Origin of the sequence: Lysobacter enzymogenes (genome assembly GCF_017168095.1) — a bacterium.
Classification (GTDB): Bacteria; Pseudomonadota; Gammaproteobacteria; order Xanthomonadales; family Xanthomonadaceae; genus Lysobacter; species Lysobacter enzymogenes_D.
This window is the reverse complement of sequence record NZ_LXSD01000627.1, coordinates 1-20,957: the sequence shown is the minus strand read 5'-3', so window position 1 is coordinate 20,957 and position 20,957 is coordinate 1. Positions and strand designations below refer to the sequence as shown.

Genomic DNA, 20,957 nt, shown 5'->3' with positions numbered 1-20,957 from the left:
GCATCGGCGGCGGGCGCGGTGGCGGCCGGCGGGCCCGGCTGCGGCTTGCACGCGGCCAGCGCCAGCGCGCAGGCCACAACGGTGAGGGGGGCGCGGATTCGCATTGCGCACAGGGTCCGAAGGAAAGGCCGGGGAGTGTAGGCCGCGGCGCGAAAGCGTGTCGAATGCCGCGCCGTTCGTCGGAACGGGTTTGACCGGCCGCGGCGCCGGGCGTATATAGCCAATACCTTATATAACCCATTGGCTATATATGCAATCCAGCCTCCACCTCAACGCCACCTTCGCGGCCCTGGCCGACCCGACCCGGCGCGCGATCCTGGCCCGGCTCGCGTTAGGCGAGGCCTCGGTGAACGAGCTGGCCGAGCCGTTCGCGATGAGCCAGCCGGCGATCTCCAAGCACCTCAAGGTGCTCGAAGGCGCCGGCCTGATCGAGCGCGGCCGCGAGGCCCAGCGCCGCCCCTGCCGCCTGCGCGCGCAGCCGCTGGCAGACGCCAACGCCTGGCTGGAGACCTATCGCCGCTTCTGGGACGCCAGCTTCGGCCAGCTCGACGCCCTGCTCGAGCAAATGAAACGCGAGCGCGCCGCCGGCGACGCCGCCGTCCGCCCAACCATCCGCCCCAACCGCAAAAGGAAAACGCCATGAGCGCCCACACCCTGAACGTCGTCGCCGACGGCGACACCGCGATCCTCGTCAGCCGCGAATTCGATGCCCCGCGCGAGCTGGTGTTCGAAGCCTGGACCCGCCCGGAACTGCTCAAGCGCTGGCTCGGCGTGTTCGGCGGCTGGTCGCTGGAGGAATGCGAGATCGACCTGCGCCCCGGCGGCGCCTACCGCTACCTGTGGCGCAACGGCGAGGCGCAGATGGGCATCCGCGGCGTCTACGACGAGGTGGCCGCGCCCGAACGCATCGTCGGCCGCGAACGCTTCGACGAGGCCTGGTTCGCCGGCGAAGCGCTCGGCACCACCACCTTCGTCGAGCGCGACGGACGCACGCGCATGAGCAACCGCATCGAATACGCCAGCCGCGAGATCCGCGACGGCGTGCTGCAATCGCCGATGGAGACCGGCATGGGTCTGAGCTACGACGCGCTGGAGGCGCTGCTGGCCGAACGCAAGGCGGCCTGAGCGATCGCGGCGTTATTGCGCGTCGGCGTCCGCATCGGATCGCCGCCGGCGCGCGCGCCGCAGCGCCAGCTCGGTGCCGTGGGTCGTGCACTCGGCGATCACCGCATCCGCCCAGGCCCGCGTCACCAGATAGCTGCTGCCGCTGACGTCCGCCTCGGTCGCGCGCACGCCCTGGTCGAGATCGATGCGCGCCTTGCTGCGATACCAGCCCAGCGCAAGCGAGTCGTGGCGGTAGCCCGGATCGGCGCAGCCGTCGCGGTTCAGCGACACCAGCAGGATCGCGCGCTGCCGCGGCCAGTACACGCGCACGAACGCGTGCCCGTCCTCGGCCGTGGTGACCACGCGGCCGATATGCAGGACATGGCGCCCGGCCGCGCCCTGGTCGTCGACGATCTGCTGCAGCAGCGCGGCCAGGCACGGCCAGTCTGGATGCGCGCGCGGCGGGGAAAGGCTTGCGCCGGGCGGCGTGTAGCCCTCGACGGGTTCGTCCGCAAGCGCGCACGGCACGGCCGCGAGCCACAGCGCCAGCGAAAGGCCGGCAGCGCGCGCCCATGCGGCCGGCGCGCGCAGCGACGGCCGGCTCATCGCGCCTTGCCCGCCTTGCGCGGCGCCTGCGCGATGCACTCCACCTCGATCTTGGCGCCCAGCGCCAGCCCCGACGCGGCCAGCGCGCTGCGCGCCGGGAACGGCGCGCTGAAATGCTTGCGGTAGACCTCGTTGAACGCCGGCCAATCGCCGATGTCGGCCAGGAACACCGTGCACTTGACCACGTCGCGCATCGACGCGCCATGACGCTCCAGCACGGCGCGGATGTTGCTCAGCGTCTGCTCGGCCTCCGCCGCGATCCCGCCCTTGGCCAAGGCGTTGCCGGCGCCCGGCACGGTGCCGATCTGGCCCGACAGGAACAACAAGTCGCCGCTGCGCACCGCTTCGGAGAACGGCAGCTTGGCCGCGGCCGGATCGGGCGAGCCCAGAAACTCGGGGCGCTCGCCGGCATCCGCGGCGGCGGCGAAACACAGGCCCAACACAGTCGCAGCAGCGAACCCACGCATGGTCCTCGCCCTCATCCGATGAAGTGCCCGGATCATCGGCCGCGGCGGCGCCGCTGGCAAGCGCGCGCTCAAGCCTCGCGCCGGTACAGCCAGAAATCGCGCGACGCCCCGCGCACCGCGCGCAGCCCCGGCTCCAGGCGCACACGCCGAAACCCGCATTTGTCGAGCACGCGCTGGCTGGCCAGATTGCTGTCGAGCGCGTACGCGTCCACCCGCCGATACCCACGCTCCTGGATCCCCCAGCGCGCCACCGCCGCACACGCCTCACTGGCGATGCCGCGACCCCAATGCGCCGGATGCAGGTTGTAGGCGATCTCGCCGCCGCGCGGCTCGTCGAGCACCGTGTGAAACCCGACCGTGCCGACCAGTTCGTCGAGATCGTCGACGATGGCGAACAAGGCCGGCGCGTCGGCGCGGAACGGACTGGACGCGGCGATCTGCGGATACAACACCTCGATGCCGTCCAAACTCCAACTGGTGTGCTCGACGGCGCCGGGGAGGGACAGATACGCGAACCACGCCGGCGCGTCCGCCATGACGATGGGGCGCAGGTGCAGGCCGACCCGGGCGAGGGTCGGCATCATAAGAAAGCCCGCGGAACTGGATGGTTGGACGAGATCATTTGCGTCTGGATTGCCTCGATTCTGTTTCGATCATGGCAGCTTTGTGGCTTCGGGCAATAAGCGTGATTTCTTTCCTGCGCATAAACCGCATGCGCAGGATGATCGGGCTTGACGCGCGCTGATTCGGGAGTTCACTCTGTCGCTCACAGACTATTGCGCCGATTTCCACATGCTGGCGCATGGCCACCTTTCTAAGGGCGCGCGTCAGCGGACGTTCTCAGGTTCTCGCCACATTGGATGATTGGCGAAGTTGCTTACACAGGCCCGACATGGACAGTGCATGCACTAATCGCATTCGATGCCCGGAACGCGAAGCCGCCCCAATGAAGGGCGTTCCGCCATACGACGCAGAGGCGACCTTCGCTCACAGCTCTCTGGCGGCTTCAGCCACGTTCCGAAATATAGAGTCCGGACGCCGAAGCGTCCCTTGAGTATGACCAACTCCTGAGCGGCGCAGCCATGTCTATAGCCCCTGAACTTCAAGCCAAGATCGACGCACTGGAAGATGAGCGGCTCAAAGTCGAAATCATCGAGGTCCTTACGGGGCCGGGCAGGAAGCGGGCGAGCGATGAAGCGATCTACGAAACCATGGTTTCCAGCTACGTGATGGCCACAGAACAGCAGGCTAGACTGAGGAAATGGTCAGACGACGAGGTCGTTGCCTTTTCTGTCTACTTCAGGGAAAAAAAGCCGGAAGACTACGTTGAGTTCCTGCGACAAGAACGCGAGTTCAACGAGATTGAATCCGGGTTTGCCTGGGGAGTCCGCCAACTAATACGGGAGTGGATTCCGGATTTGGACCTTTCCGACTGCAGCGGACTGTTCAGAAAGTTTCGAGACTACGCCAAATCCCAGTCGCTCTGACATGGGATTGATAGTCGTAGACTACCTTTTGATCGCGCCGCGCAACCTGAAAATTATCGCCAGCCATAGTTCAACAAGAAACACGCCGACGTCAGAGAGGTACAACATGCCCATTAGTCCTGAGCTACGAAGAAAAATTGACGAACTCGAGAATGCGAACCTGAGAGAAAGAATTCTCGACATGCTTACAAGCCCAGGGAAGAGACTGGCTACCGACGAAGAGATTTTCGAGTCAATGGTGTCCAGGCACGTGGCGGCCGAAGAGCAACGGGCCCGGCTGAGAAAATGGAAAGACGCTGAAGTGATCGCTTTCGCCAAGTACTTCCAGGAAAATCGACCGGAAGACTATATTGAATTCCTTCGCCAAGAGAAGGAATTCCGCGAAATAGAAGCAGTACTCGCGTGGAATGTTCGCCGACTGATACTGAACTGGATTCCAAATCTGGATGAGTCGGACGTCACCGGTCTGTTCGGAAAATTCCGCGACTACGCAGAATCGCATTTGATCTGATCAGAGAGGATCGGCATGGCGAACTACTTCCTAGCCGACACAAGCAGCTTGATCTATGCCTATCGAGCGGGCGGCCCACAATTGCTCGATACATACTTGAAGCTTGCGGAGGCGAATCGCCTCGAACCGGCCATCTCCAAAACGGTCGTGTCCGAGATTGAGAATGGCCCTCTCCGGCACGAACTCGGACGATATATCGCGGATCGAGATATCAAGATCCTCACTGCGCCCGAGACGGAGCAACAGCTGCTTAATGCCATTGTCGACCCCTTAGAGCACGCTAAGCTCGCGAAGAACGCCGGCGAGCGCTCCCTCATCGAAATCGCCGCCAGCGAGCAAGCTCAAGGCCGCAACACCGTCATTTGGTCGGACGACAGACACTTCGCTTCGCCGCAGATCCGTCGCCAGTTGCAACGCGACTTGCCCAGTCTGGAAACCAGGACCACCGCTGAGTTGCTCGACCAATCCTATCGGGACGAGTTCATCACTCAGGCGGAATACCAGCAACACGTTAAGAGCTACCTGACCAACAAGGATTTCCAGGACAGCCCCCGCCTGCGCGCATTCGACCCCGCGCTATCCAGCCTCCCCGAACTCGCCGAAGGCGAAGCCGCCTTGCGCGCCCCACCCGGGCAGCGCGGGGCCGCCTCGATGCAGTTGCTGATCGGCGAGGTGCCCAGAAACACGCTCATCCGCTCCGGCGGCTTGCTGACCACCGGCGCCGATCTCGCCGTGAGCGCGCAGCGCGCTGCGGAATTGCTGGAACAGGACAATCCCACCGCCGCGCGCTCGGAGGCCGCGCACGCGGCGGCGCGCAACGTCGGCGGCTGGGTGGGCGGCGCCAGCGCCGCGTCGTTGGTCGGCACCTCGGGCTATGTGCCGGTCGCCGTGGTGATGGCCGACGCGATGCTGATGAGCAAGGCCTTCGACAAGGCCGTCGATCTGAAGGAAAACCGCGACATCGCCCATCAGACCGACGCGCAGGGCGTGGCCTGGGCGTTCGACGGCAACAACTGGGTCCGCGACGGTTTGATCGACAAGACCGCCGATGGCCGCGACGACCCGGTCGAGGGCCCGCTGGGCGCGGGTTATGAGAAGGCGCGCGAGTTGGGTGCCCGCGCCAGCGTGGTGGCGGTGGAACTGGCCTTGGGCAAGGCGCCGAAGCCGCAGGATCCGTTCGATATTCCGGCCGGTCCGGACGACCGCTGGGGACTGGACAATCAGAACTGGCGACGGAACCCGGAAACCGAGCAATGGCAGCGTCAGGTGAAGACCGGCGTGACCGGCGCCAACGACCGCGGCGTCTACGAACAGCAGACCGCGTCGCCGGAACGCGCGATGGAGTTGAACCGGGAAGCGGTCGCGCGGATCGAGCGCAACATCGCCGGCGGGCGCGAAGCCGTCGCCGCCGCCTATCTGGAGAACTACGCGGCGCAGCGGTCGCGCGACTTCGTGCCGGTGCCGGCCGCGGTGCAGGCCGCGCTGCCGAAGCCCGACCAACTCACCGGCTCCGACGGGCTGGTCTATCGGCGCGATGAGCACGGGGATTGGGCCAGCGGCAAGCACATCGCGGTGGACAATCTGGCGCTGGAGCTGGAATTGACGCGGACGGCCCGCGAGCCGTCCCTGGAACGGTTCCAGGCGCGCATCGCCGAGCTTGAGGCCAGACCCGCGCCCAGCGCGGAACAGCGGCAACAGAACGAGCTTCTGCATCAATACCGGGTCACGGGCGAGAAGACCGAGCTCACGCCGCAGTGGCAGGAAGCGATCCGACTGGCGGTGGAGCGCACGCGGCAAGCGCATGGGATCGACGGGCCGGGCGCGCTGCAACTCCAGCGCAGCCACGGCGCGTACGGCGCCGACAGCCCCATCGCCCATTACCAGCGAGGTGCGGATGGAGTGAATCGGCTGGTGGCCGTCACCAGCACGGACGACATTTTGCGAGCGCGCGAAGAGGTGTTGGGCAGGGATCGGCAACGCACTCCAGCCGCCGAGGCCGCGCAATCCATCCCATCCGACCAGGCCGGTCCGCGCGCGGCCCCCACGCCCGAGGCCGCCGAGCGCACCGTCGATCCATCGCATTTCTCGCGCAACGACCAAGCGATGATGACGAAGATCCGCGCCCACGTGCCCGACAGCGTGACCGACGAGCAGGTCGCCGCGGCGATGCTGGCGGCCAAGCGCAACGGCATTCCCGATGCCGACAGCCTCAGGCCGGCTGGCGTCGCGAACGGCATGCTGTGGATGGATCGCGCCGTTCCCGGCTTCCACACCGGCGTGGACCTCGCGCAACCGGCGCCGTCGATGCAGGACACGCTGCGCGGCGCGCAGCAGTTCGATCAAGAGCAAGCGCAGAAGCAGGCCCAGGAAAGAGAGGTCGAACAGCAGCGGCAGGGCGAGCGGCAAGCCGGCGCCGCGCGCGCGCACTCCTGATCGCCGCGCTTACTCCGCCGTTACCGGCGCGATCTGCAACGATACCCGCTTCTTCCCGTCCGCCACCCACTGCGTTCCCACCTCGGCAAAGCCGTGCCGCGCGTGGAAGCGGCTGGAGGCTTCGTTGAACGGTTCGATGTAGAACTCGGCCGCGACCGAGCCGAAACCGCGTTCACGGGCGAACGCGAACAAGTCGGCGTAGAGCAGGCCGCCGAGCTTGCGCGCGCGGTGGCTGGCGGCGACGGCGATGCGGTCGATGTAGAGAAAGCGCGGGTAGCGCTGGCGGTACCACTGGTAGTTCGGACTGTCGTAGTCGGCGGTTTGATCGAGCGCGATCAGGAACGCGACCACGGCGTCGCCGTCGCATACGACGCGGTGGTAGGCGCTCTCGCGGTCGAGCATAGCCAGCCGTGGCTCGTCCATCGGACTCATCAGTGCTTCGGCTTCGAGGTTGAGGGCGAGCACGGCCGGGTAGTCGGCCGCGGCGGCGGGGCGCAAGGTCGGGGTCATGCGCCGAGTATGCCCAACCGCCGGCGACAGGGCTTTAACGAGAATGCACAAAGCCGCCGCGGCGCGGCGGGCCGCCTGCATCCGTGCCGCTCACGTCGGCGTACCGACTTCATCCCAATCCTGCTCATCGAAACGCAGCAGCCAGTTCAATGCGTAGTGGCGTTCGTACACCACGCTGGGATGCAAGCCGATCGGCGCCGGCCGCTCGTCCAGGCGCGCTTGCCGCACCAGCCAGTGGCGGCGATAGACCGAGTCGAGCGCGTCGAGCAGTTCCGGCAGCGGGCGCAGGCGCGCGGCGGCGATGGCGGCTTCGTCGGCGTGGTCGATGGCGGTGCGCGCGACCCGCGCGGCGTCGCAGATCGCGGTCGGCGCCGGCAGCGCGTCGCTCAGGCCCAGCGCCCATTGCAGCAGCGCCGCGCTTTCGTAGCGCCAGCCCTGGTTGGCCCAGGTTTCCTCGTCGGGCTGGTCGGCGGCGATGAAGGCTTGTTCGGCCGGGGTCAGCGCGGCCACGCCGGGGCCGAGCTTGGCGCGGATTTCTTCCACCGACAGCGGCTGCGAACTCAGCGATTCGGCGCGCACCGCCACCGCGCACAGCGCGAGCATGCGGCGCATGGCTTCCTGCGCCTCGCGCAGGCGCACTTCGCCGGCGCCGAGCACCGGCGGCAGGTGCGCCGGCGGCGCGGCGCCGAGCTGGCGCAGCTCGGCCTCGCTGCGTTGCTTGCGTTCGCGCGCGTCGGCCGGGTACGGCAGCGCGGCGTCGGCTTCCACCGGCGGCTCGCCGCGGCTGACCAGCACGTTGCCGGCGGCGTCGCGCACGCTGCCGTCGGGCAGGAAGCACAGCACGTTGGCGCGCTCGCCCCAGGCTGCCAGCGCGTCGTAGTCGCGCTCTTCGACTTCGAAGGAAAACTGGGTCTGCACCCGCTGCAAATGGCGCAGCACGCCGAAGGTGCGCGCGTCCATGCCGTCGGCGACGGTGCTCATCACGTAGCCGACGAAGCCTTGCAGATGCGGCACCAGTTCGGGATCGCTGCGGTCGCGGCGCGCCGGCGGCGAGGCCAGGAACGGCGGCGGCGGCGGCGCGGCGAGCGTGGAATAGGCGTTGATCAGCAGGGGCATGGGCGCGGCCTTCGGGGGGTTGGCGCCAGCCTAGCGTGTTCGTGCGGCGCGGTCGCGTGCGCGGCTGCGCCGTCCGGCGAAGTCTTCGCCGGTTGCGGGTTGGAGGCGCACGGCGATCGCAGCGCAGAGCATCGGGCCTGAAGGCCGTCCCGCAGACGTCAGGCCGGCTCAGCCTTCTTCGAGCAAGGCCTTGATCGCCGCGAACCCGGCCAGCGAGCGCTCGCGCTTGCGTTCGGCGTCGGCGACCGGATCGGCGCCGTCGCGCTGCAATTCGCCCGCGGGCAGTTCGTCGATGAAGCGGCTGGGCTTGAGCCGGATACGCTCGCCCCAGCGCTGGGTCTCGCGCGAATGCGACAGGTACAGCTGCTCCTTGGCGCGGGTGATGCCCACGTACATCAGCCGCCGCTCTTCGTCCAGGCGACCTTCGTCGAGACTGGCGTCGTGGGGCAGGTTGCCGTCCTCGACGCCGACGATGAACACGAAGCGGAACTCCAGGCCCTTGGCCGCGTGCAGGCTCATCAGCCGCACCTGGTTGCCGGCCTCGCCCTTGTCGGCGTGCGACAGCAGCGCCAGCTGCGCGGCCAGTTCGCCCGGGCCGGAGCCGCGGCCGCCGTCGAACCAGCCCGACAGTTCGGCCAGGTTTTCCTTGCGCCGTTGATAGCTGGCCTCGTCCTTGCACTGGGCGCGGATCGAGGCGAGCAGGCCGCTGCGTTCGGCCAGCACGCCGACCAGTTCGCCCGGACTGATGCGCTGGGCTTCCTCGCGCAGGAAGCGCACGATGTTGACGAAGCCGTCGAGCGCGTTGCCGGCGCGCGGGGTGAGTTGCTTGATCGCGTGGATCGACTCGGCCATGCGCGACATCGGCAGTTGCGCGTGGCGCGCCATCTCCGCCAGCTTGGCCAGCGAGGTGGCGCCCACTTCGCGCTTGGGCGCGGTGACCGCGCGCAGGAACGCCGCGTCGTCGTCGGGATTGGCCACCAGCCGCAGCCAGGCCAGCGCGTCCTTGACCTCGCCGCGCTCCAGGAACGCGGTACCGCCGCTGAGGTGGTACGGCACGCGCAGCAACTGCAGCGCCTTTTCCAGCGCGCGGCTCTGGTGGTTGCCGCGGAACAGGATGCAGAAGTCGCTCCACGGCGCGTTGTGCTTCTGCTGCTGGAAGTGGATCTCGGCGGCGACCTTTTCGGCCTCGTGCGCGCTGTCGCGGCATTCCCACACCCGGATGCGCTCGCCGTCGGCCTGGTCGCTCCACAGGGTCTTGGGATGCTCGTGCGGGTTGTTGGCGATCAGTGCGTTGGCCGCGCGCAGCACCCGGTTGCTGCAGCGGTAGTTCTGTTCGAGCTTGATGATCTCGAGCGTGGGATAGTCCTTGCCCAACTCCAGCAGGTTGTCCGGATTGGCGCCGCGCCAGGCATAGATCGACTGGTCGTCGTCGCCCACGCAGGTGAACAAGCCGCGCGGCCCGGCCAGAGCCTTGAGCAGGCGGTACTGGGCGTCGTTGGTGTCCTGGCACTCGTCCACCAGCAGGTAGCCGATGCGCTCGCGCCAGGCCAGCTGCACGTCCTGATCGGACTCCAGCAACTGCACCGGCAGGCGGATCAAATCGTCGAAGTCGACCGCATTGAACGTGCTCAGGCGCTTTTGGTAGAGCTCGTACAGCGTCGCCGCCTCGATCTCGCGCGGGCTGCGCGACTCGGCCAGCGCCTGCTCCGGCGACAGGCCGGCGTTCTTGGCGCGCGAGATCAGGTTGCGCATGTCGTCGAGCACGTCGGGCTTGGTCCCGGCCGGCAGCAGGTCCTTGATCTGGGCGTTGCTGTCGTCGCTGTCGAACACGCTGAAGCCGCGGCGCAGGCCGAGCTTGGCGTGCTCGATCTGCAGGAACTTCAGCCCCAGCGCGTGGAAGGTGCAGATGGTCAGGCCGTCGGCGGCGTCGCCGCGGATGCGCTTGGCCACGCGCTCACGCATTTCCTTGGCCGACTTGTTGGTGAAGGTGATCGCGGCGATGCGCTTGGCCGGCATGCGGCCGGAGGCGATCAGGTGGGCGATCTTCTCCACGATCACGCGGGTCTTGCCGCTGCCCGCGCCGGCGAGCACGAGCAAGGGGCCGTCGGTGTTGAGGACGGCGGCGCGTTGGGGGGGATTGAGACCGTGCATGGGACGCCGCATCGCCGGCGGGGGCCGGACTGGCCGGATAGTTTAACCGCCGTGCCCGCGGCGGCGCGGCTGCGGTAGGCTGGGCGCCTGCGGACCCGCCGCCGGGCCGCCGGAGACGGCCGTGCAACGACGTTTCGCCCGATGGATCGCCTGGTGTCTCGCCCTCGCCGCGCTGGCGCCGGCCGCGTCGCAGGCCGCCACGTCGCCGCCCGCCGCGCCGACGCCCGAACAACAGGCCGTGGCCGAAACCGACCGCACCAGCCTGCGCGAGTTCGAGACCCGCCGCCGCGCCGCCTCGACCCATCCCAACGAGCTCTACCGCCTGTACGGCGCCGAAGCCGCCGGCCGCGGCGAGTGGCGCGCCGCCGCCGACCAGTTCCGCCGCGCCGCGCGTTATGCCGACAAATATTCGCAGCACCGCCTGAGCCTGATCTATTGGCACGGCCTGGGCCAGCCCGCCGACCGCGCCCTGGCCTACGCCTGGGCCGACCTCGCCGCCGAGCGCCGTTACCCGCAATTCCTGCTGCTGCGCGAGAAGATGTGGTTGGAACTGAGCCAGGCCGAGCGCGAACGCGCGCTGGGCGAAGGCCGCGCTCTGTACGACGAGTACGGCGACGCCGCGGCCAAGCCGCGCTTCGAGCGCGCGCTGGCGCGGGCGCGCGGGCAGGTCACCGGCAGCCGCGCCGGCGCCAGCGTCGACCGGGTCCAGGTCAGCGCCTCGCTCGGCGGCGGCTCGCTGTTCGACGGCGGCGACTCGCTCGACCTGCGCCCGATGTACGCGCAATGGCGCCTGGACGCGCACCGCTACTGGGCGGTGGAAGACGCGATCTGGCAAAGCGGCGGCAGCGTCGATGTCGGCCCGCTGGAGACCCTGAACGGCACGCCCTGAGCGGCAGGCCCTGAGCGGCGGCAGGCCTTGCACAGCGCACCTTGAACAGCGGGCCCTGAGCGCGCCGCAGCCGGCGTTCGCGCGCGGCGCGGAAGCGCGCAGCGGCCAGCGTCAAGTCTGTAGCCGCGCCGCCGGTCGCTCTAAACTGGCGGCATGGCCAAGCTCTATTTCTATTATTCGGCGATGAACGCCGGCAAGACCACGACCCTGCTGCAGTCGGCGCACAACTACCGCGAACGCGGCATGCGCACCGCGATCCTGACCCCGCGCCTGGACCACCGCGCCGGCACCGGCGTGGTCGCCTCGCGCATCGGCCTGCGCGCCGACGGCCAGGCCTTCGAGCGCGAGCAGGACCTGGAAGCGCTGATCCGCGCCGACATCGCCGCGCACGGCGCGCTGCATTGCGTGCTGGTCGACGAGGCCCAGTTCCTCAGCCGCGCCCAGGTCTGGCAGCTCAGCGAAGTGGTCGACGAGTTGCGCATCCCGGTGCTGTGCTACGGCCTGCGCACGGATTTCCGCGGCGAGCTGTTCGAAGGCAGCCAGTATTTGCTGGCCTGGGCCGACGAGCTGACCGAGATCAAGACCATCTGCCACAGCGGCAAGAAGGCGACCATGACCGTGCGCGTGGACGAGGCCGGCCGCGCCGTGCACGACGGCCCGCAGGTCGAGATCGGCGGCAACGAGCGCTACATCTCGGTCTCGCGCAAGGAATACAAGAAGGTCATGCGCGGCGAGGGCACGATCGAGCCGCTGCAGCAGACCTTGCCGTTGTCGAACTGAATTCCGCGAGGCTCGGTTTCCTTTTGTAGGAGCGGCGCGAGCCGCGACCAACCGCAGCGACGAAATACCACGCCAGCCTCCGAAGCTGCGCCTGTGCCAGCGGGGCAAGCCGGCCGATTGCCCGGGCTTCGGGCAGAACGCTTTCGTGCGTCGCTGCGGTTGGTCGCGGCTCGCGCCGCTCCTACAAGGGCTTCGGGCAGAATTACCCGTCCTGCCGCAGCGCCGCGCGGAAGAACTAGTCGAGCTCGTCGCCGCGCCCTTGCCCCGGCTTCAGCTGCGCGGCGAGGAAATCGCTCAGCGCCGGCACCCGCGCGCCGGCCTCGACCTTGGTGCTGCGGCGCTTGTCGTCGGCGATGGGGTGGATGTCGTGCAGGCGGGAGGGCGCGTCCATGGCGGCGAGGGCGTCGTTGCGGGCCGGCCAGTGTAGCCGCGCCCGCGCCGACTTCATCGCGCCCTCACCTGGCCGCGCCACTGTCGTATCGTTGCCCGACCTACCGCGCGCGCCGCCGCCCATGCCGACGATCCAGACCCAACGCCTGACCCTGAGCGAACTTACCGCCGCCGACGCCGGCTTCATCCTCGAACTGGTCAACGAACCCGGCTTCCTCGGCGGCATCGGCGACCGCGGCGTGCGCGATCTCGACAGCGCCCTGCGCTACCTCCAGGACGGCCCCTTCGCCAGCTACGCGCGCCACGGCTACGGCCTGTGGCGGGTGCAGTTGCGCGACAGCGGCGAGCCGGTCGGCATGTGCGGCCTGCTGTGCCGCGATACCCTGCCCGACCCCGATCTGGGCTATGCCTTCCTGCAGCGCCACTGGCAGCGCGGCTACGCGGTCGAAGCCGGCGCGGCGGTGCTGCGCCATGCGCGCGAGGCGCTGGCGTTGCCGCGGGTGCTGGCGATCGTCAATCCGGACAACGCCGCCTCGATCAAGGTGCTCGAACGCCTGGGCATGCACGCGCAGGGCACGATCCGCCACGGCAACGAGCCGCGCGACCTGCGCCTGTTCGCCACCGTCGCCGCCGCGACCGAGCCGGCGTGAGCGCGCCGGCATGAGGCGCGCGCTGGTCTTGGCCGCGCTGTTGGCGCTGAGCGCGGCCTGCGCCCGCGCCGCGCCGCCGCCGGTGCGCGACGGCGACCTGATCTTCCACGCCTCGCGCTCGGCCCAGAGCCTGGCGATCCAGCGCGCCACCGGTTCGCGCTACAGCCACATGGGCGTGGTGCTGCATCGCGACGGCCGGCCCTATGTGTTCGAAGCGGTCGAACCGGTGCGCTATACGCCGCTGGCCGAGTGGATCGCGCGCGGCCAGGGCGGGCAGTACGTGGTCAAGCGGCTGCGCGCGCCGCCGGATGCGGCGCAGGTCGGGCGCCTGCGCGCGCAAGCGGAACTGTTGCGCGGCAAGCATTACGATCTCGGCTTCGGCTGGTCGGACGAACGCCTCTATTGCAGCGAGCTGGCCTACAAGCTCTACGAGCGCGCGATGGGCGTGCGCATCGGCCGCCTGCAACGGCTGCGCGAATTCGAGCTCGACGACCCGGCGGTCGAGGCCAAGCTGCGCGAGCGCTACGGCGCGCGCGTGCCGCTGGACGAACCGGTGATTTCGCCGGCGGCGATGTTCGACTCGCCCTTGCTGGAAACCGTCGCCTCCGGCTGAAGCCGCGCCCCGCGCAGGCGCGCGGCGCCGTCGGCCAGTTCGGTCCAGACCACGGACACCACGCCGTCGCCGACGGCCAGTTGCGGGAAGCCGGTGCCGCGGCCGCGGCCCTGCAGGCGCGCCAGCTCGATGCGCTGCAGTTCGCGCGACAGGTCCGGCGCCAGCCGCGCCAGCCACAGGCTCTGGCCTTGCCGGTCTTCGCGCAGCCACAGCACCCAGGCCGCATCCGCGCCGAGCGCGGCTTCGACCCGGCCCTGCACCGGCTCGCCGCGATCGAGCACGCGCGGCGCATCGAAGCTGGCGCCGCCATCGCGGCTGCGCGCGACCTGCACCTTGGATTCGCCGCCGGCCGCGGTGTACCAGGCGACGATCGCGTCCTCGCCGCGGGCCGCCACCGACGGGCCATTGACCGGGCAGGCCGGCATCGTCCAACGGTCGGCGTGCACCGGCCGCGGTGCGCTCCAGCCGCTCGCATCGCGGCGGGTGGCGGCGATGTCGCGGATCTCCTGCGGGTCGCGGTCGCGATAGACCAGCAGCGGGCCGCGCGCGGTGAGCGCGGCGTCGGTCTGGCAGCAATCGCAGGTCATCGCGTCGATCTCGCTGTCGAGCGAGTGCGCCAGCGCCGCGTCGAAGCGCGCGGCGCGCAGGCTCATCGCGCCGCGGTGGCCGGTGTGGCCGCCGCCGTGCCCTGCGCCGCCGCCGGTGTGGCGGCCGTCCAGCCAGGCCACGCCGATGCCGTCGGCGCCGTCCGGCCACAGCGAGACGAAGCCGTGTTCGGTTTCGCTGCCGTCGTCGTTGACCTTGAGCGGCTTCGACCAGGTCGCGCCGCCATCGGCCGAGCGGGTCAGCACCACGTCGTAGGCATAGGTCGCCGGCGCCGATTTTTGCAGCCAGTGCGCCCACAGCGCGCCGTCGGCGCTCAGCGCGATATGCGGCGTATCGGCCCAGTTGACGAACCAGTCGGTGCCGGCGGCGATGTTGCGCGGCGCATCCCAGCGCCCGTCGCGGCCGGCACGGGCGAACTTCAGCGCGTGGCCGCCGCGCGCGCCGGGTTCGATCCACGACAGCAGCCAGCCGCCGTCCGGTGCGGCGATGAGGTCGGGTTGCGCGGCCGCGGCGACGAACGGCAGCGGCCAGTCGACTGCGTGCCAAGCGGGCGCGGCCTCGGCGGCCGCCGCTGCGGACATCGTCGCCTCGCCATCGGCCGCGTCCGATGGGGCCGGCGCCGGCGCGCAACCGCCGGCCATTGCCAGAACGCACGACAACGGATACGCAAGCCAAGCACGCATGGTCGGGGCCGTTTCGGAACCAGGGGCCATTGTGCGGACGCGGCGGCCGCCGCGGTCAAGCGCCGCGATGCCGCGGCTCAGCCGCGGCGCCAGACCAGGCAGCGGTTGTTGGCCGGCATCGCCACGTCGCGCGCCAGGCGCAGGCCGATCGCGGCGGCGAGCGCATCGACCGCCTCGAAATCGCGGATGCCCGAGGCCACATCGCGCTCCCTCAACCACACATCGAAGGCGCGATTGCTGTCGCTGGTGTAGCGGCCGCCGTAGTTGAACGGCCCGTACACAACCACGACCGCCTCGTCGGCCAGCACCGTCGCCAATCCGGCGAAGAACGCCTGGACCTGCGGCCAGCCCATGATGTGCAGCGTGTTGGCGCTGAACGCCGCATCGAACCCGCGCGCCGCGCCGTCGGCGCCGCGCGGCAACGGCGGCGGCGGTGCGAAGCCCGGCGCCGGCTGCACGACGGCTTGCAGCTCCAGCGGCGGCGGCGTATTCGCCAACGCCGCCTCGTCCAGCCATGCGCGGATGCCCGGCAGGTACGCCGCGGCATCGGAACATTGCCAGCGCAGCCACGGCATCGCCGCGGCGAAATGCACCGCGTGCTGGCCGGTGCCGCTGCCGATTTCCAGCGCCTCGCGGCGGTCGGCGAAGTGTTCGCGCAGCACCGCGAGGATGGGGTCGCGGTTGCGGTCGCAGGAGGGCGAGTAAGGGCGGTCGGTCATCGGCGTGCGCGGACGGCGGAGGGATACACGCTAGCAGGCGGCGGGTTGGATCGCGGCGGCCTGGCCGGACAGCGCCGGGGCTGAAGCCCCTCCCACAGGAACGGATCGCGTAAGTTTTGTGGGAGGGCCTTCAGGCCCGACGCCTTCCGATCAGATCACGCGCGCTCGGGCCACGAAGGCCGCTGCATACCTCAGTTCGCGATCAAGGCCGCTGCATTGTCTCAGTTACCGCCCAAGGCCGCTGCACCATCCTTGTTCGCGTCCAACGCCGCGAACGCCAGTCCCGACACCACCCCCAGCGACGGATCGCCCGCCACCAGCTGCGCATCCGGGAAACAGCGCTGCGCCGCCTCGCGCACGTACGGCGCGCGCGACATACCGCCGGTCAGGAACACCACCTGCGGCGGTTCGCCGATCTGCGCGGCGACTTCGTTCAGCAGTTCGGTCAGGAAGCCGAGAAAGCCTTCGGCCGCCGCGGACAGGTCGGGCGCGAGCACTTCCTGGGCCAGCCCGGCTTCGATGTAGTCGAGCGCGGCGCGGTTGCGCTCGTGCGAGCTCAGCTCGATCTTGGCCGCTTCCACCGCGCGGCTCAGGCGCGTGGTGTTGCCGGTGTCCTGCAGCGCGATCAGGCGCGGACCGAACGGCTCGGGCACGTCGCGATAGGCGTCGCGGCGCTGGAAATCGCGCTGGCGGATCACGTCGTGCACGGTCGCCGCTTCGACGAAATGGTGCGCCGGCACGCGCGTGGCGCCCTTGCCGAACAGCGGCATGAAGCGCGACAGGCTCAACGCGAGGTCGACGTCGACGCCGCCGCGGGCGATGCCCCACGAGCCCAGCACCCGCGGCGCCTGCGCGCCGCCGACTTCGGCCAGGGTGATGTCGCTGGTGCCGCCGCCGATGTCGACCACCAGCGCGCGGTGGCGCTGCGCGCTGGCGGCGTGGTGGCCCAGCGCCGCGGCCACGGGTTCTTCGAGGAAATCGACCTCGTCGAAACCGGCCGAGGCGGCGGCTTCGCGCAGGATCTCCAGCGCCTGGTCGCCGCCGGCCGCGCCCATCGAGCTGCGGAACATCACCGGCCGGCCCAGCACCGCTGCGCGCACGTTGGCGCCGAACTGCTGGCTGGCGCTGAGGCGGATGTGTTCGAGGATGTAGCCGGCGATGCCGACGATGGTCTGGCGCACGTGCGGCGCCAGTTGGTAACCGAGCATCGACTTGGGCGACTGCACCAGATTGCCGAAGCCTTCGGCCAGATACGCCTCCACCGCTTCCTCGCCGTACACCGCGTTCTGCAGCGACGCGGCCGAGGCGCGCGCCTCGCGCACCTGCCGCTCCAGCCACTGCCGGCGCACCGCGCGCACCGCATCGCGGCGCAGTTCGACGTCGCTGCGGCGCAGCTGGCCCGGGTTGCGGTTCTGCTCGGCGCGCGCGCTGCGCACCAGCGCGTCGACCTCGGCCTCCATCGCGTCGTCGAGTTCGAACTTGTCCGGGTCGGGCACCGCCTCGGGGAAATACACCGTGGTGCGGAACTGGCGCTCCTCGCCGAAGCGCACGGTGCGGACCTCGCCGTCGATGACCGCGGCGGCGGCCGAATAGCTGGTGCCGAAATCGATGCCGATCTTCATGGGGAGCGGGGAAATTCGCGGCGCGCAAGGATACAGGCTGCGGCGCGGGCATGAGTGAACCGATGGTCTCCGCCGGCGGCAACGACGGGGAGCGCGCGCCCGAGCCCGGCGTTTGCGGCTCGCGGCACCGCCACCGGCGCCGCCCGGACAGACTCGGCAAAGCCCTAACGCGCCGCGCGCAGCCGTTCCCGCAGCCATTGCAGTTCGGCGGGAGCCAGATCGCCCAAAGGCAAGGTCATGAACTGCGCCGGGCCGATGAACAGCATCCAGTAACCGGACCGCTCCCAGACTTCCTGGAACGCCGACCACTCCAGCCGCGCCGCGCCCAATCCGGATTCGACCGCCATGCCGTCCTCGCCGAAGGTGAACAACGCCCGCGGGGCCGGCATCGCACGCAGCCGGCCGAGCGAGTTGCGCGAATGCAGATGCCAGGTGACGGCCAGAATCAGCGGCGGCAGCGCCACCGCCACCGCGAGCGCCCCGACCAGCCAGCCGCGCCCGCCGCGGCTCAACAGAAACAGCAGATAGGCCAGCATCGCGGCAGCCGCCAGCCACAAGCCCTTTTGCTGCGCGACCACGCGCCGCCAGACGAAGGTCCGCACCGCGTCGCGCACCATCGCTTCGGTGAACACCGCCCGGTGCTCGATCTGCGTCTCGCCCACTGCAAGCTCCCGTTCGCACTGCCCCGCGGCGGACGACCATCGCGCCGCGCTCGCCACGGGATCGTCTCACACGCTGAGACCCCAGTCGCGTACAACGAGACGACGTCCCGTCCAGCCCCGCCATGTCCGCCCTCATCGATCCCGCCCACCACGACCTCGTCCCCGCCCACCCCAACGCGCGCAAGCCCGAGGGCGAGGACGCGCCGCTGCCGGCGCGCCACGGCGCCGCGCTGGCCCAGCGCCTGCAACGGCGTTATCGCGACCGCATCACCGGGCATTTCACGATCCCCGGCCGCGAGGGCCGCTACGCGCCGCTGCCGGAAGATTTGCCCGAGCCGCTGAAAGCCGCGCTGCGCGCGCGCGGCATCGACCGGCTCTACAGCCATCAGGCCGAAGCCTGGCAGGCCGCGCAGGCCGGCGAGCACGTCTCCGTGGTCACGCCCACCGCATCGGGCAAGTCGCTGTGCTACACCTTGCCGGTGGTCAGCGCGGCGATGACGTCGGGCGCGAAGGCGCTGTATCTGTTTCCGACCAAGGCGCTGGCGCAGGACCAGGTGGCCGAGTTGCTGGAGCTCAACCGCGCCGGCGATCTCGGGGTCAAAGCCTTCACCTTCGACGGCGACACGCCCGGCGACGCGCGCCAGGCGATCCGCCTGCACGGCGACATCGTCGTGTCCAACCCGGACATGCTGCATCAGGCGATCCTGCCGCATCACACCAAGTGGGCGCAGTTCTTCGAGAACCTGCGTTACGTGGTGATCGACGAAGTGCACACCTACCGCGGCGTGTTCGGCAGCCACGTCGCCGGGGTGCTGCGCCGGCTCAAGCGCATCTGCGCGTTCTACGGCGTGCGCCCGCAGTTCATCCTGTGCTCGGCCACCATCGGCAATCCGCAGGCGCATGCCGAGGCGCTGATCGAGCAGCCGGTGCGCGCGATCCTGGATTCCGGCGCGCCGACCGGCGACAAGCACGTGCTGCTGTGGAATCCGCCGGTGATCAACGCCGACCTCGGCCTGCGCGCCTCGGCGCGTTCGCAGAGCAACCGCATCGCCCGCATCGCGATCAAGGCCGGGCTCAAGACCCTGGTGTTCGCGCAGACCCGGCTGATGGTCGAGGTACTGACCAAGTACTTGAAGGACGTGTTCGACGCCGACCCGCGCAAGCCCGCGCGCATCCGCGCCTACCGCGGCGGCTATCTGCCGAGCGAGCGGCGCGAGGCCGAGCGGGCGATGCGCGACGGCCGCATCGACGGCATCGTCGCGACCTCGGCGCTGGAACTGGGCGTGGACATCGGCAGCCTCGACGTGGTCGTGCTCAACGGCTATCCGGGCTCGGTCGCGGCCACCTGGCAGCGCTTCGGCCGCGCCGGGCGCCGCCGGCAGCCCTCGCTGGGGGTGATGGTCGCCAGCTCGCAGCCGCTGGACCAGTACGTGGTGCGGCACCCGGATTTCTTCGCCGACGCCTCGCCCGAACACGCGCGCATCGCCCCGGACCAGCCGCTGATCCTGTTCGACCACATCCGCTGCGCCGCGTTCGAGCTGCCGTTCCAACACGGCGAGCCGTTCGGCCCGGTCGATCCGGAGATGTTCCTGGAAGCGCTGGCCGAGACCGGCGTGGTCCACCGCGAGGGCGAGCGCTGGGAATGGATCGCCGACAGCTACCCGGCCAACGCGGTGAGCCTGCGTTCGGTCGCCGACGGCAACTTCGTCGTGGTCGACCGCAGCGACGGGCGCCAGACCATCATCGCCGAAGTCGATTACTCGGCCGCGGCGCTGACCTTGTACGAAGGCGCGATCCACATGATCCAGTCGGTGCCGTATCAGGTCGAACGGCTCGATTGGGACGGCCGCAAGGCCTATGTCACCCGCACCCACGTCGACTACTACACCGACTCGATCGACTACACCAAGCTGAAGGTGCTCGAACGCTTCGACGGCAGCGATGCCGGCCGCGGCGACAGCCACCACGGCGAGGTGCACGTGGTGCGGCGCGTGGCCGGCTACAAGAAGATCCGCTACTACACCCACGAGAGCATCGGCTACGGCCCGGTCAATCTGCCCGATCAGGAATTGCACACCACCGCGCTGTGGTGGCAATTGCCGCAGGGCGTGCTGCTGTCGCGCTTCGATTCGCGCCAGGACGCGCTCGACGGCTTTCTCGGCGCCGCGCACGCGCTGCACATCGTCGCCACCGTGGCGGTGATGGCCGACGCGCGCGATCTGCAGAAGTCGGTCGGCAACGGCGACGGCGCGTGGTTCGCGACCCAGGACAAGGACGGCCGCGGGCAGATCCGCGCCGGCGACGGCGGCGGCGAAGGCAACGCCGCGATGGCTTTGGTCGGCGAAGTGCAGCAGTTCGTGCCGACGGTGTACTTGTACGACAACTTCCCCGGCGGCGTCGGGCTCAGCGAGCCCCTGTGGCAGCGTCAGGCCGAACTGGTGCTGCGCGCGCGCGAGCTGGTCGCCGGCTGCGATTGCCGCGCCGGCTGCCCGGCCTGCGTCGGCCCGGTGCTGGCCAGCGACGAGGAAGGCCACGGCGCCACGCCGCGCGCGCTGGCGCTGAAGGTGCTGCACCTGCTCGCGGACGCCGACGCATGAGCCTGAACCTGGCCAAGCTGCGCGCGTTGCAGAAGCAGGCCGGACGCAGCGAGCCGGCGCCGCAGGGCGATGCGGCGCCGACGGCGTTTCCGGTAGCGCGGCGCGAGCCGCACGAGGCGCCGGACAGCGCTGCGGCGGTGGATGCATCGGTCGCCGCTGCCACAACTGGCGACGCGCGCGGCAGCGCCGCTGCGAACGCATCCGGCGGCACGGACGCGATCTTCGGTCCCGACGGCCTCGCGCCTGGCCGCCCGCAACGTCCCGACCTCGATGCCCTGCGCCGCATGATCGCGCTGCGCGAGCGCAAGCCCGCGACCGCCGCGCCCGCCGCTGCGCCTGCCCGGCGCGATCCCGATGCGGA

The 20,957-nt window shown here is 69.8% G+C and carries 21 protein-coding genes and 1 pseudogene; 11 read left to right on the top strand and 11 right to left on the bottom strand.

Annotated elements, in window-relative coordinates; translation table 11 throughout:
* Window positions 1–250 precede the first annotated feature (250 nt).
* Together A7A76_RS24310 and A7A76_RS24305 are read left to right on the top strand one after the other, a co-directional pair.
* Window positions 251–643, top strand: coding sequence for an ArsR/SmtB family transcription factor (locus A7A76_RS24310; protein ID WP_206413732.1), 393 nt, complete (start codon window positions 251–253; stop codon window positions 641–643).
* Window positions 640–1,125, top strand: coding sequence for an SRPBCC family protein (locus A7A76_RS24305; RefSeq protein WP_206413731.1), 486 nt, complete (start codon window positions 640–642; stop codon window positions 1,123–1,125). Before A7A76_RS24310 ends, A7A76_RS24305 begins: the two co-directional genes overlap by 4 nt.
* Before the next feature lie 12 nt (window positions 1,126–1,137).
* On the opposite strand, the gene A7A76_RS24300 is transcribed toward A7A76_RS24305, so the two are convergent.
* The 3 genes from A7A76_RS24300 to A7A76_RS24290 form a co-directional block, all read right to left on the bottom strand.
* Window positions 1,138–1,710 carry a hypothetical protein gene (locus A7A76_RS24300; protein ID WP_206413730.1) on the bottom strand — a complete coding sequence of 191 codons (573 nt, stop codon included), beginning with the start codon at window positions 1,708–1,710 and terminating at the stop codon, window positions 1,138–1,140.
* Window positions 1,707–2,177: a RidA family protein gene (locus tag A7A76_RS24295; protein WP_241201167.1), complete on the bottom strand. Its 471-nt coding sequence runs from the start codon at window positions 2,175–2,177 to the stop codon at window positions 1,707–1,709. The genes A7A76_RS24300 and A7A76_RS24295 overlap by 4 nt, the downstream gene beginning before the upstream one ends.
* A 68-nt stretch (window positions 2,178–2,245) precedes the next feature.
* On the bottom strand, window positions 2,246–2,758 hold the full coding sequence (locus A7A76_RS24290) for a GNAT family N-acetyltransferase (RefSeq protein ID WP_206413728.1): 513 nt from the start codon (window positions 2,756–2,758) through the stop codon (window positions 2,246–2,248).
* A gap of 501 nt (window positions 2,759–3,259) precedes the next feature.
* On the opposite strand from A7A76_RS24290, the gene A7A76_RS24285 reads away from it, so the two are divergent.
* From A7A76_RS24285 to A7A76_RS24275, 3 genes are read left to right on the top strand one after another with little or no spacing between them, the layout of a single operon-like run.
* Entirely contained in the window at window positions 3,260–3,664 is a 405-nt protein-coding gene (locus A7A76_RS24285) for a hypothetical protein (RefSeq protein ID WP_206413727.1), read from the top strand.
* 1 nt (window position 3,665) lies between these two features.
* Window positions 3,666–4,175, top strand: a complete 510-nt coding sequence (locus tag A7A76_RS24280) for a hypothetical protein (protein ID WP_206413726.1) — start codon at window positions 3,666–3,668, stop codon at window positions 4,173–4,175.
* A gap of 15 nt (window positions 4,176–4,190) precedes the next feature.
* Window positions 4,191–6,608 (top strand): hypothetical protein, encoded by a 2,418-nt coding sequence (locus tag A7A76_RS24275; RefSeq protein WP_206413725.1) that lies wholly within the window; start codon window positions 4,191–4,193, stop codon window positions 6,606–6,608.
* Window positions 6,609–6,617: 9 nt separating this feature from the next.
* Here the strand turns inward: A7A76_RS24275 and A7A76_RS24270 are convergent, their stop codons facing one another.
* The 3 genes from A7A76_RS24270 to A7A76_RS24260 form a co-directional block, all read right to left on the bottom strand.
* Window positions 6,618–7,118 (bottom strand): GNAT family N-acetyltransferase, encoded by a 501-nt coding sequence (locus A7A76_RS24270; RefSeq protein WP_206413724.1) that lies wholly within the window; start codon window positions 7,116–7,118, stop codon window positions 6,618–6,620.
* A 90-nt stretch (window positions 7,119–7,208) separates the two neighbouring features.
* On the bottom strand, window positions 7,209–8,234 hold the full coding sequence (locus A7A76_RS24265; RefSeq protein WP_206413723.1) for a DUF4272 domain-containing protein: 1,026 nt from the start codon (window positions 8,232–8,234) through the stop codon (window positions 7,209–7,211).
* Window positions 8,235–8,402: 168 nt separating this feature from the next.
* Window positions 8,403–10,385 carry a UvrD-helicase domain-containing protein gene (locus A7A76_RS24260; protein ID WP_206413722.1) on the bottom strand — a complete coding sequence of 661 codons (1,983 nt, stop codon included), beginning with the start codon at window positions 10,383–10,385 and terminating at the stop codon, window positions 8,403–8,405.
* 121 nt (window positions 10,386–10,506) lie between these two features.
* Between A7A76_RS24260 and A7A76_RS24255 the strand changes: the two genes are divergently transcribed.
* Together A7A76_RS24255 and A7A76_RS24250 are read left to right on the top strand one after the other, a co-directional pair.
* A complete protein-coding gene (locus A7A76_RS24255) occupies window positions 10,507–11,274 on the top strand; it encodes a sel1 repeat family protein (protein ID WP_206413721.1) in 768 nt (255 codons plus the stop codon).
* Window positions 11,275–11,427: 153 nt separating this feature from the next.
* Window positions 11,428–12,054, top strand: coding sequence for a thymidine kinase (locus tag A7A76_RS24250; RefSeq protein ID WP_206413720.1), 627 nt, complete (start codon window positions 11,428–11,430; stop codon window positions 12,052–12,054).
* 235 nt (window positions 12,055–12,289) lie between these two features.
* Here A7A76_RS24250 and A7A76_RS24245 read toward each other — a convergent pair whose 3' ends face one another.
* Complete coding sequence (locus A7A76_RS24245) at window positions 12,290–12,445, bottom strand: hypothetical protein (protein ID WP_206413719.1); 156 nt, start codon at window positions 12,443–12,445, stop codon at window positions 12,290–12,292.
* Between the two features lie 121 nt (window positions 12,446–12,566).
* On the opposite strand from A7A76_RS24245, the gene A7A76_RS24240 reads away from it, so the two are divergent.
* Together A7A76_RS24240 and A7A76_RS24235 are read left to right on the top strand one after the other, a co-directional pair.
* The gene (locus A7A76_RS24240; protein WP_206413718.1) at window positions 12,567–13,094 is read left to right on the top strand and encodes a GNAT family N-acetyltransferase; all 528 of its coding nucleotides are present in this window, start codon (window positions 12,567–12,569) and stop codon (window positions 13,092–13,094) included.
* A 10-nt stretch (window positions 13,095–13,104) separates the two neighbouring features.
* Window positions 13,105–13,707 (top strand): YiiX family permuted papain-like enzyme, encoded by a 603-nt coding sequence (locus A7A76_RS24235; RefSeq protein WP_206413717.1) that lies wholly within the window; start codon window positions 13,105–13,107, stop codon window positions 13,705–13,707.
* Here the strand turns inward: A7A76_RS24235 and A7A76_RS24230 are convergent.
* The 4 genes from A7A76_RS24230 to A7A76_RS26110 form a co-directional block, all read right to left on the bottom strand.
* A complete protein-coding gene (locus A7A76_RS24230; protein ID WP_206413716.1) occupies window positions 13,617–14,894 on the bottom strand; it encodes a sialidase family protein in 1,278 nt (425 codons plus the stop codon). The genes A7A76_RS24235 and A7A76_RS24230 overlap by 91 nt on opposite strands.
* A 179-nt stretch (window positions 14,895–15,073) precedes the next feature.
* A complete protein-coding gene (locus tag A7A76_RS24225) occupies window positions 15,074–15,715 on the bottom strand; it encodes a DUF938 domain-containing protein (RefSeq protein ID WP_206413715.1) in 642 nt (213 codons plus the stop codon).
* Between the two features lie 221 nt (window positions 15,716–15,936).
* A complete protein-coding gene (locus tag A7A76_RS24220; protein ID WP_206413714.1) occupies window positions 15,937–17,337 on the bottom strand; it encodes an Hsp70 family protein in 1,401 nt (466 codons plus the stop codon).
* A 164-nt stretch (window positions 17,338–17,501) separates the two neighbouring features.
* Window positions 17,502–17,999 carry a YcxB family protein gene (locus A7A76_RS26110; protein WP_206413713.1) on the bottom strand — a complete coding sequence of 166 codons (498 nt, stop codon included), beginning with the start codon at window positions 17,997–17,999 and terminating at the stop codon, window positions 17,502–17,504.
* A 122-nt stretch (window positions 18,000–18,121) separates the two neighbouring features.
* Here A7A76_RS26110 and A7A76_RS24210 point away from each other — a divergent pair, with 122 nt between their 5' ends.
* Complete coding sequence (locus A7A76_RS24210; RefSeq protein ID WP_206413712.1) at window positions 18,122–20,596, top strand: DEAD/DEAH box helicase; 2,475 nt, start codon at window positions 18,122–18,124, stop codon at window positions 20,594–20,596.
* A pseudogene (locus A7A76_RS24205) lies at window positions 20,593–20,957 on the top strand (hypothetical protein); the annotation flags it as partial. The gene A7A76_RS24210 and the pseudogene A7A76_RS24205, both read left to right, overlap by 4 nt.

Excerpts from the sequence above, each read along its gene's own strand:
- A7A76_RS24240 (WP_206413718.1), top strand. The coding sequence starts at position 12,567 with ATGCCGACGATCCAGACCCAACGCCTGACCCTGAGCGAACTTACCGCC.
- A7A76_RS24275 (WP_206413725.1), top strand. The coding sequence starts at position 4,191 with ATGGCGAACTACTTCCTAGCCGACACAAGCAGCTTGATCTATGCCTAT.
- A7A76_RS24270 (WP_206413724.1), bottom strand. The coding sequence starts at position 7,118 with ATGACCCCGACCTTGCGCCCCGCCGCCGCGGCCGACTACCCGGCCGTG.
- A7A76_RS24285 (WP_206413727.1), top strand. The coding sequence starts at position 3,260 with ATGTCTATAGCCCCTGAACTTCAAGCCAAGATCGACGCACTGGAAGAT.
- A7A76_RS24235 (WP_206413717.1), top strand. The coding sequence starts at position 13,105 with ATGAGGCGCGCGCTGGTCTTGGCCGCGCTGTTGGCGCTGAGCGCGGCC.
- A7A76_RS24210 (WP_206413712.1), top strand. The coding sequence starts at position 18,122 with ATGTCCGCCCTCATCGATCCCGCCCACCACGACCTCGTCCCCGCCCAC.
- A7A76_RS24300 (WP_206413730.1), bottom strand. The coding sequence starts at position 1,710 with ATGAGCCGGCCGTCGCTGCGCGCGCCGGCCGCATGGGCGCGCGCTGCC.
- A7A76_RS24265 (WP_206413723.1), bottom strand. The coding sequence starts at position 8,234 with ATGCCCCTGCTGATCAACGCCTATTCCACGCTCGCCGCGCCGCCGCCG.
- A7A76_RS24295 (WP_241201167.1), bottom strand. The coding sequence starts at position 2,177 with ATGCGTGGGTTCGCTGCTGCGACTGTGTTGGGCCTGTGTTTCGCCGCC.
- A7A76_RS24230 (WP_206413716.1), bottom strand. The coding sequence starts at position 14,894 with ATGTCCGCAGCGGCGGCCGCCGAGGCCGCGCCCGCTTGGCACGCAGTC.
- A7A76_RS24280 (WP_206413726.1), top strand. The coding sequence starts at position 3,666 with ATGGGATTGATAGTCGTAGACTACCTTTTGATCGCGCCGCGCAACCTG.
- A7A76_RS24260 (WP_206413722.1), bottom strand. The coding sequence starts at position 10,385 with ATGCACGGTCTCAATCCCCCCCAACGCGCCGCCGTCCTCAACACCGAC.
- A7A76_RS24290 (WP_206413728.1), bottom strand. The coding sequence starts at position 2,758 with ATGCCGACCCTCGCCCGGGTCGGCCTGCACCTGCGCCCCATCGTCATG.
- A7A76_RS24245 (WP_206413719.1), bottom strand. The coding sequence starts at position 12,445 with ATGGACGCGCCCTCCCGCCTGCACGACATCCACCCCATCGCCGACGAC.
- A7A76_RS24250 (WP_206413720.1), top strand. The coding sequence starts at position 11,428 with ATGGCCAAGCTCTATTTCTATTATTCGGCGATGAACGCCGGCAAGACC.
- A7A76_RS24310 (WP_206413732.1), top strand. The coding sequence starts at position 251 with ATGCAATCCAGCCTCCACCTCAACGCCACCTTCGCGGCCCTGGCCGAC.
- A7A76_RS24305 (WP_206413731.1), top strand. The coding sequence starts at position 640 with ATGAGCGCCCACACCCTGAACGTCGTCGCCGACGGCGACACCGCGATC.
- A7A76_RS24225 (WP_206413715.1), bottom strand. The coding sequence starts at position 15,715 with ATGACCGACCGCCCTTACTCGCCCTCCTGCGACCGCAACCGCGACCCC.
- A7A76_RS24220 (WP_206413714.1), bottom strand. The coding sequence starts at position 17,337 with ATGAAGATCGGCATCGATTTCGGCACCAGCTATTCGGCCGCCGCCGCG.